The 13,769-nt window shown below is 68.0% G+C and carries 12 protein-coding genes; 10 read left to right on the top strand and 2 right to left on the bottom strand.

All coding sequences use genetic code 11. The annotated features are described in order from the left end of the window. Positions 1-71 precede the first annotated feature (71 nt). From rhlB to rpoH, 6 genes are all read left to right on the top strand, one after another. Positions 72-1,793 carry an ATP-dependent RNA helicase RhlB gene (gene rhlB, locus AC5P98_RS07470; protein ID WP_049404055.1) on the top strand — a complete coding sequence of 574 codons (1,722 nt, stop codon included), beginning with the start codon at positions 72-74 and terminating at the stop codon, positions 1,791-1,793. A gap of 179 nt (positions 1,794-1,972) precedes the next feature. Then, positions 1,973-2,659, top strand: a complete 687-nt coding sequence (ftsE, locus tag AC5P98_RS07475) for a cell division ATP-binding protein FtsE (RefSeq protein WP_014648630.1) — start codon at positions 1,973-1,975, stop codon at positions 2,657-2,659. Positions 2,660-2,662: 3 nt separating this feature from the next. Then, positions 2,663-3,610, top strand: coding sequence for a permease-like cell division protein FtsX (ftsX, locus tag AC5P98_RS07480; protein ID WP_032961674.1), 948 nt, complete (start codon positions 2,663-2,665; stop codon positions 3,608-3,610). Positions 3,611-3,617: 7 nt separating this feature from the next. After that, positions 3,618-4,460 carry a response regulator gene (locus AC5P98_RS07485; protein WP_019660837.1) on the top strand — a complete coding sequence of 281 codons (843 nt, stop codon included), beginning with the start codon at positions 3,618-3,620 and terminating at the stop codon, positions 4,458-4,460. Next, complete coding sequence (ung, locus tag AC5P98_RS07490; protein WP_005419723.1) at positions 4,457-5,170, top strand: uracil-DNA glycosylase; 714 nt, start codon at positions 4,457-4,459, stop codon at positions 5,168-5,170. Before AC5P98_RS07485 ends, ung begins: the two co-directional genes overlap by 4 nt. 278 nt (positions 5,171-5,448) lie before the next feature. Then, positions 5,449-6,324, top strand: a complete 876-nt coding sequence (rpoH, locus tag AC5P98_RS07495; RefSeq protein WP_005411269.1) for an RNA polymerase sigma factor RpoH — start codon at positions 5,449-5,451, stop codon at positions 6,322-6,324. A gap of 134 nt (positions 6,325-6,458) precedes the next feature. On the opposite strand, the gene purD is transcribed toward rpoH, so the two are convergent. After that, entirely contained in the window at positions 6,459-7,742 is a 1,284-nt protein-coding gene (gene purD / locus AC5P98_RS07500) for a phosphoribosylamine--glycine ligase (protein WP_495229925.1), read from the bottom strand. Positions 7,743-7,803: 61 nt separating this feature from the next. Further along, positions 7,804-9,387, bottom strand: coding sequence for a bifunctional phosphoribosylaminoimidazolecarboxamide formyltransferase/IMP cyclohydrolase (gene purH, locus AC5P98_RS07505; protein ID WP_049407889.1), 1,584 nt, complete (start codon positions 9,385-9,387; stop codon positions 7,804-7,806). 208 nt (positions 9,388-9,595) lie between these two features. Between purH and AC5P98_RS07510 the strand changes: the two genes are divergently transcribed. From AC5P98_RS07510 to AC5P98_RS07525, 4 genes are read left to right on the top strand one after another with little or no spacing between them, the layout of a single operon-like run. Continuing rightward, on the top strand, positions 9,596-10,213 hold the full coding sequence (locus tag AC5P98_RS07510; RefSeq protein ID WP_049407891.1) for a CDP-alcohol phosphatidyltransferase family protein: 618 nt from the start codon (positions 9,596-9,598) through the stop codon (positions 10,211-10,213). Between the two features lie 34 nt (positions 10,214-10,247). After that, positions 10,248-11,999 carry a bifunctional alpha/beta hydrolase/class I SAM-dependent methyltransferase gene (locus AC5P98_RS07515; protein ID WP_495229927.1) on the top strand — a complete coding sequence of 584 codons (1,752 nt, stop codon included), beginning with the start codon at positions 10,248-10,250 and terminating at the stop codon, positions 11,997-11,999. After that, positions 11,999-13,327: a phosphatase PAP2/dual specificity phosphatase family protein gene (locus tag AC5P98_RS07520; protein WP_049407895.1), complete on the top strand. Its 1,329-nt coding sequence runs from the start codon at positions 11,999-12,001 to the stop codon at positions 13,325-13,327. The genes AC5P98_RS07515 and AC5P98_RS07520 overlap by 1 nt, the downstream gene beginning before the upstream one ends. Then, positions 13,324-13,761, top strand: a complete 438-nt coding sequence (locus AC5P98_RS07525) for a hypothetical protein (RefSeq protein ID WP_049407897.1) — start codon at positions 13,324-13,326, stop codon at positions 13,759-13,761. Before AC5P98_RS07520 ends, AC5P98_RS07525 begins: the two co-directional genes overlap by 4 nt. Positions 13,762-13,769: the final 8 nt, after the last annotated feature.

Below are 13,769 nucleotides of genomic sequence, written 5' to 3' on the forward strand. Positions count from 1 at the left end.
TTTGCGACGGTGCCCCTAGACGATGAAGTGCCAGCCGCCCCACGGGCCGGCGGCCATACCAAGACGGACTCATGAGCGACAAACCGCTGACCGATTTGACCTTCTCCTCCTTCGAGCTGCATCCGGCCCTGCAGGCCGGCCTTGAAGGAGCCGGATTCACCCGCTGCACCCCGATCCAGGCGCTGACCCTGCCGGTCGCGCTGCCCGGCGGTGATGTTGCCGGCCAGGCCCAGACCGGCACCGGCAAGACCCTGGCCTTCCTGGTCGCTGTCGTGAACCGCCTGCTGACCCGCCCGGCGCTGGCCGACCGCAAGCCGGAGGATCCGCGTGCGCTGATCCTTGCCCCGACCCGCGAACTGGCCATCCAGATCCACAAGGATGCGGTGAAGTTCGGTTCCGACCTGGGCCTGCGTTTCGCGCTGGTCTACGGTGGCGTGGATTACGACAAGCAGCGTGAGCTGCTGCAGCAGGGCGTGGACGTGATCATCGCCACCCCGGGCCGCCTGATCGACTACGTCAAGCAGCACAAGGTGGTCTCGCTGCATGCCTGCGAGATCTGCGTGCTGGACGAAGCCGATCGCATGTTCGATCTGGGCTTCATCAAGGACATCCGCTTCCTGCTGCGCCGCATGCCGGAACGCACCATCCGCCAGACCCTGCTGTTCAGTGCCACCCTCAGCCATCGCGTGCTGGAGCTGGCCTACGAGCACATGAACGAGCCGCAGAAGCTGGTGGTCGAAGCCGAGACCATCACCGCTGCGCGCGTGCGCCAGCGCATCTATTTCCCGGCCGACGACGAGAAGATCCCGCTGCTGCTGGGCCTGCTGTCGCGCAGTGAAGGCGCGCGCACCATGGTGTTCGTCAATACCAAGGTATTCGTCGAGCGCGTCGCCCGCTCGCTGGAAAAGGCCGGCTACCGCGTCGGCGTGCTGTCCGGCGACGTGCCGCAGAAGAAGCGTGAGAGCCTGCTCAACCGCTTCCAGAAGGGCCAGCTGGAAATCCTGGTGGCCACCGACGTGGCCGCACGTGGCCTGCACATCGACGGCATCAAGTACGTCTACAACTACGACCTGCCGTTCGACGCCGAAGACTACGTGCACCGCATCGGTCGTACCGCGCGCCTGGGCGAAGAGGGTGATGCGATCAGCTTCGCCTGCGAACGCTACGCGATGGGCCTGCCGGACATCGAGGCCTACATCGAGCAGAAGATCCCGTCCGAGCCGGTCACCAAGGAACTGTTGACGCCGCTGCCGCGCCCGGAACGCCCGGCCCCGGCTGCTGGCGAGGAAGGTGAGGAGAACGAGAGCGTCGGCCAGATCTTCCGTGAAGCGCGCGAAGCCCGCGCCGCTGAAGAAGAGCGCCGTGGTGGTGGTCGCAGTGGGGGCCGCTCCGGCGGTGGCCGTGGCGAGCGTCGCGACGGTGAGCGCAGCGGCGAGCGCCGTTCGCGTGGCCCGCGCAAGCCGCGCGTGGAAGGCGAGCAGGTTGCAGCTGCCCCGGCCGAAGGTGCTGAAGCCGCTGTCGCCCAGGCTCCGCGTCCGCCGCGCCCGCCGCGCGCCGAGGGCGCGCCGGAAGGTGCCGTGGATGGCGAGCGCAAGCCGCGCAAGCGCCGTCGTCGTCGCCACGGACGTCCGGTCGAGGGTAGCGAGGGTGTGCAGGCCAACGCCGGCAACGGCGCCAGCCCGGTGACCCCGGTGCAGGTGATGGCCAAGCCGGTGCGCACGGCGGCCGACAGCGGCGATTCGTTCCTGACCCGCATCGGCCGCAAGATCCGCCGGATGCTGTCGGGCAGCTGATCGGCGCTGCCGATCAGCGGGTAGCACCCGACCGCTGGTCGGGTCGCTTTGAACGGTAGTGCCGGGAACGGTAGTGCCGGCCGCTGGCCGGCAACCCACATGGCTGCCGGCCAGCGGCCGGCACTACCGATCGGCGCGACCGTCTCCACGAGGTCGCGCCGCTCCTGCATAATCGGGGCATGAGTGTCCTGCGCTTCGACAATGTCAGCAAACAGTACGCCGGTGGCCACGAGGCGCTGATCGATGTCAGCTTCGAGGTCGCGCCGGGCGAGATGCTGTTCGTCACCGGCCATTCCGGTGCGGGCAAGAGCACCCTGCTCAAGTTGATCCACCTCGACGAGCGGCCCAGCCGCGGCGCGGTGGTGTTCGACGAGCGCAACCTGCTGAAGGTGCGCGGCGGCGACGTGCCCCGCCACCGACGCGCGGTGGGCGCGGTCTACCAGGACCACCGGCTGCTGATGGACCGCTCGATCGCCGAGAACGTGGCGCTGCCGCTGATCCTGCGCGGCACCCGCCGTGGCGACATCAGCAAGCGCGTGCGCTCGGTGCTGGAGCGAATGGGCCTGGGCCATCGCGAGAAGGCGCTGCCCTCGCAGCTGTCGGCCGGCGAGCAGCAGCGCGTGGGCATCGCCCGCGCCATCGTCGGCGAGCCCAAGCTGCTGGTGGCCGATGAGCCGACCGGCAACCTCGACCCGACCCTGGCGGCGGAGATCATGGCCCTGTTCGCCGAGCTGCCCTCGCGCGGCACCAGCGTACTGGTGGTCAGCCACGACCTGCCGCTGCTGCGCCGCATGCGCAAGCGCGTGCTGATCCTCGACCATGGCCGGCTGGTGGATGACATCTCGCCGCAGGACCTGGCGGAGTAACCGATGGCGAAGAACGAAAACAGCGAAGCCGCCGCCCCCTCACGCGTGGGCGTCTGGTTCCAGCACCACGTGCACAGCGTGGTGTTCAGCCTGGGCCGCGCCTGCCGCAAGCCATGGGCGACCCTGCTGACGGTGATGGTCATGGCGCTGGCGCTGGCGCTGCCGCTGGGCCTGTCGATCGCGCTGGACAACCTCAAGCAGTTCGCCGGCAGCGTGCAGCAGTCGCGCGACATCAATGTGTTCCTGAAGGGCAACGTCGATGCACCCGGCGCGCTGCGCCTGGCCGGCCAGCTGCGCGACCGCGACGACGTGGCCGAAGTGAACGTGCGCACGCCCGAGCAGGGCCTGCAGGAACTGCGCGATGCCGGCCTGGGTGAGGCGATCGACGCACTCAACGACAATCCGCTGCCTTCGCTGCTGGTGATCACTCCCGGCCAGGGCAAGGACGACGCACGCCTGGCGCGCGCGCTGGAAAGCCTGCCGGAGGCCGATCTGGTGCAGCACGATGCGCTGTGGCGCCAGCGCCTGGATGCCTGGCTTGCCTTCGGTGCGCGGCTGGTGCAGGTGCTGTCGGTCCTGCTCGGCGCGGGTGCCGCGCTGGTGGTCGGCAACACGGTGCGCCTGGACATCCAGGCCCGCCGCGAAGAGATCGGCGTGCTGCAGCTGCTCGGCGCCAGCGATGGCTTCATCCGCCGCCCGTTCCTGTATCTGGGCGCGTGGTACGGCCTGGGCGCCGGCGCGGTGGCGCTGGCCCTGATCGGCGCTGCGGGTGCCGCCCTGCGCATGCCGCTGGCCGAACTCTCGCGCAGCTACGGCAGCCCGTTCGTACTGCACGGCCTGGACCTGCTGCACGGCGGCCTGGTCCTGCTCGGCACGCTGCTGCTGGGTTGGCTGGGCGCCTGGCTGGTCACCGGCCACTTCCTCCGCCAGACCCGCCCGACCGACACCTGAGACCGGCATGCAACCGCAAGCGCTGAAACACCTTGAAGGGCCCGCGACGCGGGTGATGGTGGTCGATGGCTCGAAGCTGGTGCGCAAGCTGATCGCCGACGTCCTGCAGCGTGACCTGCCGGGCGTGGAGGTGATCGGCTGCGACAGCATCGAGGACGCACAGCAGGCGCTGGCACAGGGGCCGGTGGACCTGGTGACCACCTCGCTGACCCTGCGCGATGGCGACGGCCTGGCGCTGGCGCGGATGGTGCGCGAAGCGGCCGGCCAGGCCTATGTGCCGGTGATCGTGGTCTCCGGCGATGCCCAGCAGCACCTGGAGCAGCGCCGCTTCACCGAGTACGTCACCGACTATTTCGACAAATCGCTCGGCCATGAAGCACTGGCGACCTTCATCCGCGGCTACGTGCAGCCGCAGACCATCCCCGGCGCCACCATCCTCTATATCGAGGACAGCCGCGTGGTGGCCGAGGCCACCAAGCGCATGCTGGAACGCCAGCAGTTGAACGTGCTGCACGTGGTCAGCGCCGAAGAAGCGTTCACCCTGCTCACCGCCGAGTCGCTGGGCCGCAGTCGCCACCGCATCGACCTGGTGCTGACCGACGTCACCCTGAAGGGCGAACTGAGCGGTCGCGACGTGGTGCAGCGCGTGCGCGTGGATTTCGGCTACGGCAAGCGCCGCCTGCCGGTGCTGGTGATGACCGGCGATGGCAACCCGCACAACCAGACCGGGCTGCTGCAGTCCGGTGCCAACGACCTGGTGCTCAAGCCGATCGAAGAACGGCTGCTGGTCACCAAGGTGCTGTTCCAGCTGAGGCTGGCCCGATTGAACGATGGACCTCTGTTGCGATGATGGATGAAGTAGCCGACACCCCGACGATCCAGCTGGAACCGAGCTGGAAGCAGCATGTCGGCGATTACCTGTTGCAGCCGCAGATGCGCGAGCTGTCCAGCTTCCTGCGCCAGCGCAAGGCCAGTGGCGCGGCGGTGTTCCCGCCCGGCCCGCAGATCTTCGCCGCGTTCGACGCCACGCCGTTCGAGCAGGTGAAGGTGGTGATCCTCGGGCAGGACCCGTACCACGGTCGCGGCCAGGCACATGGCCTGAGTTTCTCGGTGCCGCCGGGCGTGCCGGTGCCGCCGTCGCTGCTGAACATCTACAAGGAGATCGAGAGCGATCTCGGTATCCCGCGTCCGGACCACGGCTGCCTGATTCCGTGGGCGCAGCGTGGCGTGCTGCTGCTCAATGCGGTGCTGACGGTGGAAGAGGGCAAGGCCGGTGCGCACCAGGGTCGTGGCTGGGAAGGCTTCACCGACCACGTGGTGGATGTGCTCAACCGCGAGCGCGAAGGGCTGGTGTTCATGCTCTGGGGCGCCTATGCGCAGCAGAAGGGCAAGGTGATCGACACCCGCCGCCATCGCGTGCTGAAGTCGCCGCATCCGTCGCCGCTTTCGGCCCATCGGGGCTTCCTCGGCTGTCGTCATTTCTCGATGGCCAACGAGTACCTGCAGCGCCGCGGCCAGGCCCCGATCGACTGGTCGCTGCCGCCGCGCTCGGCACTCTGAGGGCCGGCGGGCCGCTGGGCCTGAACAGCGGGCAACGTTCCCGGGCCTGAATGGGCCTTCAGAACGGCCCGTTCAGCTCCGCTTGACCGGAATCGGCCGCTTTACGGCAGGTAATTGCTTGAATTCCAAGGGATTGTGAATCCCGAAAAGCGTGCTCGCCACTGTCATCAAATCGCGCTACGGTAGGGCTCTGTTTGGGACCAGTGTTGCATCAATGGGACGCTGGAACTTTTTCCTCCTTTAGCAGTCCAATTGCCGGACTGCTAAGATGGGTGCCTATGAGCCAGAACACCTCTACTGCCCTTGTGGCAAACAATCTCCCGATTCCCAGTGCGCTCGGTTCGCTGGACGCCTACATCGGTGCCGTGCACCAGATCCCGGTGCTGTCGGTCGATGACGAACAGGACCTGGCCCGTCGCTTCCGCGACGGCAACGATCTGGACGCTGCCCGCGAGCTGGTGCATTCGCACCTGCGCTTCGTGGTGCACGTGGCCCGCGGCTACAACGGCTACGGCCTTGCCCTGGGCGACCTGATCCAGGAAGGCAACATCGGCCTGATGAAGGCGGTCAAGCGCTTCGACCCGGACATGGGCGTGCGCCTGGTTTCCTTCGCGGTGCACTGGATCCGTGCCGAGATGCACGAGTTCATCCTGAAGAACTGGCGCATCGTGAAGGTCGCCACCACCAAGGCGCAGCGCAAGCTGTTCTTCAACCTGCGCAAGTCGAAGACGCGCCTGGGCTGGATGAACGCGGCGGAAGTGAGCGCGGTGGCCAAGGACCTGAACGTGTCCGAGCGCGAGGTCATGGAAATGGAGTCGCGCCTGTCCGGCCGCGATATCGGTTTCGATGCGCCGACCGACGAGGACAACGAACACGCACCGCCGTCGCCGGCTGCGTTCCTGGTCGCCGATGACGAAGACCCGTCGATGGCCTACGAGCGCGAGGACAGCGAAGACAACCAGATGCAGCTGCTGCGCGAAGGCCTGGCGGAACTGGATGCGCGTTCGCGTGACATCATCCGCCGCCGCTGGCTGGATGCCGACAGCAAGGTGACGCTGCAGGAGCTGGCCGACGAGTACGGCGTGTCGGCCGAGCGCATCCGCCAGGTTGAAGCGAACGCGCTGAAGAAGATGAAGGCGCTGTTCACCGCGTAAGGCGGGACGGTGTTGAAGCAATGAAAAGGCCCGGCATTGCCGGGCCTTTTCTTTTCGGTGGCGTTCTCATCCATGCATGGCGTGGATCTACCAATGTCAGTAGAGCCACGCCCTGCGTGGCTGCGGTGCGGTCGTCACTCTTCGCGTGCGATCGCGCGCCAGCCAATGTCGTTGCGGTGGAACTCGTTGGCCCAGCTCACCTTGGCCACGCCGGCATAGGCATTGGCCTGCGCGTCGCGCACGCTGTCGCCCAGTGCGGCCACGCACAGCACGCGGCCGCCGGCACTGACCACCTGGCCCTGCGCATCCAATGCCGTACCGGCATGGAACACCTTGGCACTGGCCGGCACGTCGTCCAGGCCGGAAATCACGTCACCGGTGATCGGCGCTTCCGGGTACGGCCTGACCGCCAGCACCACGCCCAGCGACGGGCGCGCGTCCCACTGCGCTTCGACCTCATCCAGGCGGCCATCGATAGCCGCTTCCACCAGCTCGACCAGGTCCGACTGCAGGCGCAGCATCACTGGCTGGGTTTCCGGGTCGCCAAAGCGCACGTTGAATTCGATCACCTTCGGTGCGCCGCTGGCATCGATCATCAGGCCGGCGTAGAGGAAACCGGTGAACGGGATGCCGTCGGCGATCATGCCCTGCACGGTGGGGTTCACCACCTCGCGCATCACCCGTGCATGCACCTCCGGCGTCACCACCGGGGCCGGCGAATAGGCGCCCATGCCGCCGGTGTTCGGGCCGGTATCGCCGTCGCCGACGCGCTTGTGGTCCTGCGAGGTGGCCATCGGCAGCGCATGCACGCCGTCCACCATCGAAATGAAGCTGGCTTCCTCGCCGTCAAGGAATTCCTCGATGACCACGCGCGCACCGGCATCGCCGAACGCGTTGCCCGAGAGCATGTCACGCACCGCGTCCTCGGCTTCGGCCAGGGTCATCGCCACGATCACGCCCTTGCCGGCGGCCAGGCCATCGGCCTTGACCACGATCGGCGCGCCCTTCTCGCGGATGTAGGCCAGCGCGGCGTCCACGTCGGTGTGCACGGCGTAGAACGCGGTGGGGATGTTGTGGCGGGCCAGGAAGTCCTTGGCGTAGGCCTTGCTGCCTTCCAGCTGCGCAGCGGCGGCGGTCGGCCCGAAGATGCGCAGGCCGGCGGCGCGGAAGCGGTCGACCACGCCAGCCACCAGCGGTACTTCAGGGCCGACCACGGTCAGTGCCACGCCTTCAGCCTGGGCCAGCGCCAGCAGACCGTCGATATCGGTGACTTTCACCGCCACGTTGCGGCACTTGTCTTCGCTGGCGGTGCCGGCGTTGCCGGGTGCCACGATCACTTCGGTGACACGGGAGGACTGGGCCAGCTTCCATGCCAGGGCGTGTTCGCGGCCGCCAGAGCCGATGACGAGGATCTTCATGGGACAGGGTTCTCGGGTACGGAAGAGAAAAGCCGGGCAGGGCCCGGCTTCGTGATGCGGATCAGTGGCGGAAGTGGCGCACGCCGGTGAACACCATCGCCAGGCCATGTTCGTCGGCGGCGGCGATCACTTCGGCATCGCGCATCGAACCGCCCGGCTGGATGACCGCCTTGATGCCGGCGGCAGCAGCGGCGTCGATGCCATCGCGGAACGGGAAGAACGCATCGGAAGCCATCACCGAACCCTCGACCACCAGGTTCGCATCGGCGGCCTTGATGCCGGCGATGCGGGCCGAGTACACGCGGCTCATCTGGCCGGCGCCCACGCCAATCGTGCGGTTGTCCTTGGCGTACACAATCGCGTTGGACTTCACGAACTTGGCCACCTTCCAGGCGAACAGCAGGTCGGTGAACTGCTTGTCGGTCGGCGCCAGCTTGCTGACCACCTTCAGTTCGTCGCGGGTCATGCCGCGGTTGTCCGAGGACTGCAGCAGCAGGCCCGAGCCGACGCGCTTGCTGTCGAAGTTGTTCAGGCCATCACCGTGCGGGATGCGCAGCACGCGCACGTTGGCCTTCTTCTGTGCGTATTCCAGCGCGGCCGGCTCGTAATCCGGGGCAATCAGCACCTCAACGAACTGGCGGTCGAGGATGACCTTTGCAGTGGCCGCATCCAGCGGCTTGTTGAAGGCAATGATGCCGCCGAAGGCGCTGGTCGGGTCGGTGGCGTAGGCCAGCTCGTAGGCATCGCCGTTGCCGGCGCCGACGGCCACGCCGCACGGGTTGGCGTGCTTGACGATGACGCAGGCCGGCGCATCGAACTGGCGCACGCATTCCCACGCCGCATCGGCGTCGGCCAGGTTGTTGTAGCTCAGCTCCTTGCCCTGCAGCTGCTGGAAGGTGGCCAGCGTGCCCGGCACCGGGTACAGGTCGCGGTAGAACGCGCCGCTCTGGTGCGGGTTCTCGCCATAGCGCAGGTCCATCACCTTCACGAAGGTGGAGTTCATCTGCGCCGGGTACTCGGCACGGGCCGGCACGGCGGCGTCAGTGGCGGTGACCGCCGACAGGTAGTTGCTGATCGCCGCATCGTACTGGGCGACGCGGTTGAACGCGGCCACCGAGAATGCGAAGCGGGTGGCCGCCGTCAGCTGGCCGTTGTTGGCCTCCAGCGAGGCCAGCAGCTCGGCGTACTGCGACGGATCGGTGGCCACCGCCACGCGGGCGAAGTTCTTGGCAGCCGAGCGCAGCATGGCCGGGCCGCCGATGTCGATGTTCTCGACCGCGTCGGCCAGGGTGCAGTCGGCCTGGGCGGTGACCGATTCGAACGGGTACAGGTTCAGCACCAGCAGGTCGATGGCACCGATACCGTGCTCGGCCATCACTGCGTCATCCAGGCCGGAGCGGCCCAGCAGGCCGCCGTGCACCATCGGGTGCAGGGTCTTGACCCGGCCGTCCATCATTTCCGGGAAGCCGGTGACCTCGGCCACGTCCTTCACGGCCAGGCCCGCATCGCGGATCGCCTTGGCGGTGCCGCCGGTGGACAACAGCTCCACGCCGCGTGCCGCCAGCGCAGTGGCCAGCTCGACCAGGCCGGTCTTGTCGGAAACGGAGAGGAGGGCCCGGCGGACGGGCAACAGATCAGCAGTCATGGGACAGAATCGGCAGCGGAGCGGGGCCGATATTGTAGGCGGTGGGGGCCGGTGGCGGGCGCCGGCGGGGAAAATCGACCCGCACCCACGGCCTGTGGCCGCCTTCAGCACAGCCTGGCCGGGGACGGTCCGCAAGCAATTCGATGGGGCGCGCTGCTCCAATCGGGTAGGCTGTGCCGGAACTGCCAAGGATCAGCGGGTTCGGATCGTGTCGATCTATGCATTGAAAGGACGTTTTCAGGACCTGTTGCGTCCGGCCGTACGCGGTCTGTACCGCATGGGGATCACCGCCAATGCGGTGACCTTGACCGCGGCCGCGGTCTCGCTGCTGGTGGCTGCCGCCGTCTGGTGCTGCGCGCCGGCCCAGCCCCTGCTGTACCTGCTGCTGCCGCTGTGGATGCTGCTGCGCATGGCGCTCAACGCCGTGGACGGCATGTTGGCCCGCGAGTTCGGCCAGCAGTCGCGGCTGGGCGCCTATCTGAACGAGCTGTGCGATGTGATCGCCGATGCGGCGCTGTACCTGAGCCTGCTCAGCGTGCCGGGCGTGCGCCCGGAAGTGCTGTGGCTGCTGGCCTTGACGGCGGCGCTGAGCGAGTACGCCGGGGTGCTGGGGCTGATGGTCGGTGCCAGCCGCCGCTATGACGGCCCGATGGGCAAGAGTGACCGCGCCTTCGTCGTCGGCGTGCTGGGTCTGCTGCTGGCGTTTGAGTGGGTTGGCGCGATGACGGTCACTGGCGTGGCTGCGGCCATGGCGGTGCTGTGCATGCTGACCATGATCAACCGCGTCCGTCGCGGACTGCGGGAAACGGCGGTTTCGTCGAATTAATCAAGCAGATACAAAAAGACAATCAGGAGATTGCATGCGTCAGGCGCAGGAACGGGAATTCCACAGCTTCGACCAGGTACCGCTGTTCTACCGGTACTGGGCGGGCACCACCGCAACGCCGGCCACCAAGGCCATCGTGCTGCTGCACCGCGGCCATGAGCACTCCGGCCGGGTCACCCACCTGGTCGATGAGCTGGACCTGCCCGACACCGCCTTCTTCGCCTGGGACGCGCGCGGCAATGGCCGTTCGCCGGGCGCACGGGGCGATGCACCGGGCTTCCCGGCGCTGGTGCGTGATCTGGACAGTTTCATCGCCCACATCGGCGCCGAGCACGGCATTGCGGTGGAAGACATCGTGGTGATCGCGCAGAGCGTAGGGGCGGTGGTCGCCGCGACCTGGGTGCACGATTACGCGCCACGCCTGCGCGCGCTGGTCATGGCCTCGCCGGCGTTCAAGGTGAAGCTGTACGTGCCGTTCGCGCGGCCGGGCCTGGCCTTGATGCAGAAGCTGCGTGGCAACTTCTTCGTCAACAGCTACGTCAAGCCGCAGTGGCTGACCCACGATCCGGCGCGGGTGGAAAGCTATCGCACCGACCCGCTGATCACCCGGCCGATTTCGGTGCGCGTGCTGCTGGGCCTGTACGAGGCGGCCGACCGCATCGTGGCCGATGCGCAGGCAATCAGCGTACCGGTGCAGCTGCTGGTGTCCGGCTCGGATTTCGTCGTGCACCGTGGCCCGCAGGACCGCTTCTACGAGCGCCTGTCCAGCCCGATCAAGGAGCGTGTGCATCTGCCGGGCTTCTTCCACGACACGCTGGGCGAGCGCGATCGGGCACCGGCACTGGCGCGCATCCGCAGCTTCATCCAGGCGCGTTTCGCCGAGCCGCTGCGCGAGCTGTCACGGCGCGACGCGCACCGTCACGGGCCAACCTTCGAGGAATCGGAGATCCTGGCCTGGCCACCGGAGCGCAACAGCCTGGCCGACCTGCGCTGGCGCGTGGTACGTGGCGGCCTGCGCTTCGGCGGCACGCTGTCCGAAGGCATCGCGCTGGGCCTGCAGACCGGTTTCGATTCCGGTAGCACGCTGGACTACATCTACCGGAATGAGGCGCGCGGCAAGGGCCCATTGCGGCGGATGGTCGACCGCAACTACCTGGATGCGATCGGCTGGCGTGGCATCCGCGTGCGTGGCCAGCACCTGCAGGAACTGCTGCGCGACGCCGCACAGCGCCTGCGCGGGCAGGGCACGCCGGTGCGGGTGCTGGACGTGGCCGCCGGCCATGGCCGCTATGTGCTGGAAGCACTGGGCCAGGGCGAGCAGCGCGCCGACCGCATCGTGCTGCGCGACTTCAGCGATCTGAACGTGACCCAGGGCCAGGCGTTGATCCAGCGCCTGGGCGCGGCCGACATCGCGCGCTTCGAGCAGGGTGATGCGTTCGACCCGGCACAGCTGGCCAAGGTCGATCCAGCGCCGACCCTGGCGGTAGTTTCGGGCCTGTACGAACTGTTCCCCGACAACGACGCCGTGCTGCGCTCGCTGCAGGGCATTGCCGCAGCGGTGCCGGTGGGTGGCTACCTGGCCTATACCGGCCAGCCCTGGCACCCGCAGCTGGAATTCATTGCCCGTGCCTTGACCAGCCACCGCGGTGGCGCGGCGTGGGTGATGCGCCGCCGTACCCAGCAGGAGATGGACGAGCTGGTGCGCCTGGCCGGGTTCGAGAAGGTGGCGCAGCGCATCGACGACTTCGGCATCTTCACCGTATCGCTGGCGCGCCGGACCGCGTGATGGCGACGCTCGCCGCATCCCCACTGGCCGCAGAGGGGCGCCCCTGGCGGCGCGCCCTGTTGTGGCTGGCCCTGCTGGGTCCGTTCTTCTTCGCCAGTTATGGCTTCGCCAACTGGATGGCCGGCCGCCACGCCACCCTGCCGGTGATGGCGTTCGGCTGGGAGACCCGCATCCCGTTCGTGCCATGGACCATCGTGCCGTACTGGTCGATCGACCTGTTCTACGCGGTCTCGTTCTTCCTGTGCCGGCAACGGCTGGAGCTGGACCGGCACGCATTGCGGCTGTTGAGCGCACAGCTGATCGCCGTGAGCTGCTTCCTGCTGTGGCCGCTGCGCTTCAGCTTCGAGCGTCCGCAGATCGGCGGTGTGTTCGGCTGGCTGTTCGATGTGCTGCTGGGCTTCGACAAGCCGTTCAACCAGGCACCGTCGTTGCACATCGTGTTGCTGATCGTGCTGTGGGTGAAGTTCGCACAGTACCTGCACGGGGTGTGGCGCTGGGTGCTGCACGCGTGGGCGCTGTTGATCGGCGTCTCGGTGCTGACCACGTTCCAGCATCACTTCATCGATATCCCGACCGGCCTGCTGGCCGGCTGGTTGTGCGTGTGGCTGTGGCCGGAGCAGGGCACGCCACCGCTGCGTGCATGGCGCACGGCACGTGATGCCAAGCGCTGGCGCCTGGCAGGGGTGTACCTGCTGGGGGCCGCTGTACTGCTGGTGCCGGTGGTGCTTCTGCGTGGCGCCGCGTTGTGGCTGCTGTGGCCGGTGGTGTCGCTGCTGCTGGTGGCGCTGGCCTATGCCGGGCTGGGTACCGCGGTGTTCCAGAAGCGCGCCGATGGTCGCCTGACCATGGCGGCACGCTGGCTGCTGGCGCCGTACCTGGGCGCAGCCTGGGTCAATTCGCGGCTGTGGACGCGGCGTGCGCCGCATCCGGTGCCGGTGATGGATGACGTGTGGCTGGGACGCATTCCCTGTGCTGCGTTGCCAACACCGCTGGTCGGCGTGGTCGATACCTGTGCTGAACTGTCCTGCCGCGCGCCGGGCGCGGCGTATGCCAGCGTGCCGATGCTGGACCTGGTGGTGCCCACGCCGGAACAGCTGCGCGAGGCGGCCGATGCCATCGAGCGTCTGCGCGTGCAGGGGCCGCTGCTGGTGTGCTGCGCGCTGGGCTATTCGCGTAGTGCCGCCAGCGTCGCCACCTGGCTGCTGCGCAGTGGTCGTGCCGCCGATGCGAACGCGGCAGTGGCGATCGTGCGGGCTGCACGCCCCGGCATCGTGCTGCACGCGGCGCATCTGCATGCCATCACTGCTGCGGCAGGAGCGCGCGCATGAGCACGGTTCCCGATCTGGTGACCATGCAGCTGCTGCTGCGCCAGGGGCGGTGGCCGGCGCTGCTGTCGCTGGGGATGTTGCTGGTGGCACTGCTGCTGCTCGGCACCGAGCCGGGGCTGGCGATGATCGCTGCCGGCCTGTTGCTGCTCAGTGTTGCCGCGGGCATCGCACAGGCCTACCACGCGTGGCGGGTGGGGCTGGATGCCAGCCTGCTGCAGCTGCTGCGCGATGAAGGCCTGGAGGGCGAAGCCGCCGCGCGCCGCATCGATCAGCTGCTGCACGACAGTGGCCTGCGCCGCGCGTCGCCCGATGCGTCACTGCGTGGCTGGGATGCGCGCTGGTCCGGCATGCGCCGCCTGCTGCTGCGCCAGTACCTGCTGACCGCAGTGCAGTTCGCACTGCTGGTGCTGGCCGTGGTGTGGCCGCAGACGTGAATGGGAGT

It is taken from the genome of Stenotrophomonas sp. YJH_SMC_135, assembly GCF_059372355.1.

What these genes read in the sequence shown, in the direction of transcription:
- ung (WP_005419723.1), top strand. Translation starts at nt 4,457, where the DNA reads ATGATGGATGAAGTAGCCGACACCCCGACGATCCAGCTGGAACCGAGC.
- AC5P98_RS07525 (WP_049407897.1), top strand. Translation starts at nt 13,324, where the DNA reads ATGAGCACGGTTCCCGATCTGGTGACCATGCAGCTGCTGCTGCGCCAG.
- ftsX (WP_032961674.1), top strand. Translation starts at nt 2,663, where the DNA reads ATGGCGAAGAACGAAAACAGCGAAGCCGCCGCCCCCTCACGCGTGGGC.
- AC5P98_RS07515 (WP_495229927.1), top strand. Translation starts at nt 10,248, where the DNA reads ATGCGTCAGGCGCAGGAACGGGAATTCCACAGCTTCGACCAGGTACCG.
- AC5P98_RS07520 (WP_049407895.1), top strand. Translation starts at nt 11,999, where the DNA reads ATGGCGACGCTCGCCGCATCCCCACTGGCCGCAGAGGGGCGCCCCTGG.
- AC5P98_RS07485 (WP_019660837.1), top strand. Translation starts at nt 3,618, where the DNA reads ATGCAACCGCAAGCGCTGAAACACCTTGAAGGGCCCGCGACGCGGGTG.
- purH (WP_049407889.1), bottom strand. Translation starts at nt 9,387, where the DNA reads ATGACTGCTGATCTGTTGCCCGTCCGCCGGGCCCTCCTCTCCGTTTCC.
- purD (WP_495229925.1), bottom strand. Translation starts at nt 7,742, where the DNA reads ATGAAGATCCTCGTCATCGGCTCTGGCGGCCGCGAACACGCCCTGGCA.
- rhlB (WP_049404055.1), top strand. Translation starts at nt 72, where the DNA reads ATGAGCGACAAACCGCTGACCGATTTGACCTTCTCCTCCTTCGAGCTG.
- rpoH (WP_005411269.1), top strand. Translation starts at nt 5,449, where the DNA reads ATGAGCCAGAACACCTCTACTGCCCTTGTGGCAAACAATCTCCCGATT.
- ftsE (WP_014648630.1), top strand. Translation starts at nt 1,973, where the DNA reads ATGAGTGTCCTGCGCTTCGACAATGTCAGCAAACAGTACGCCGGTGGC.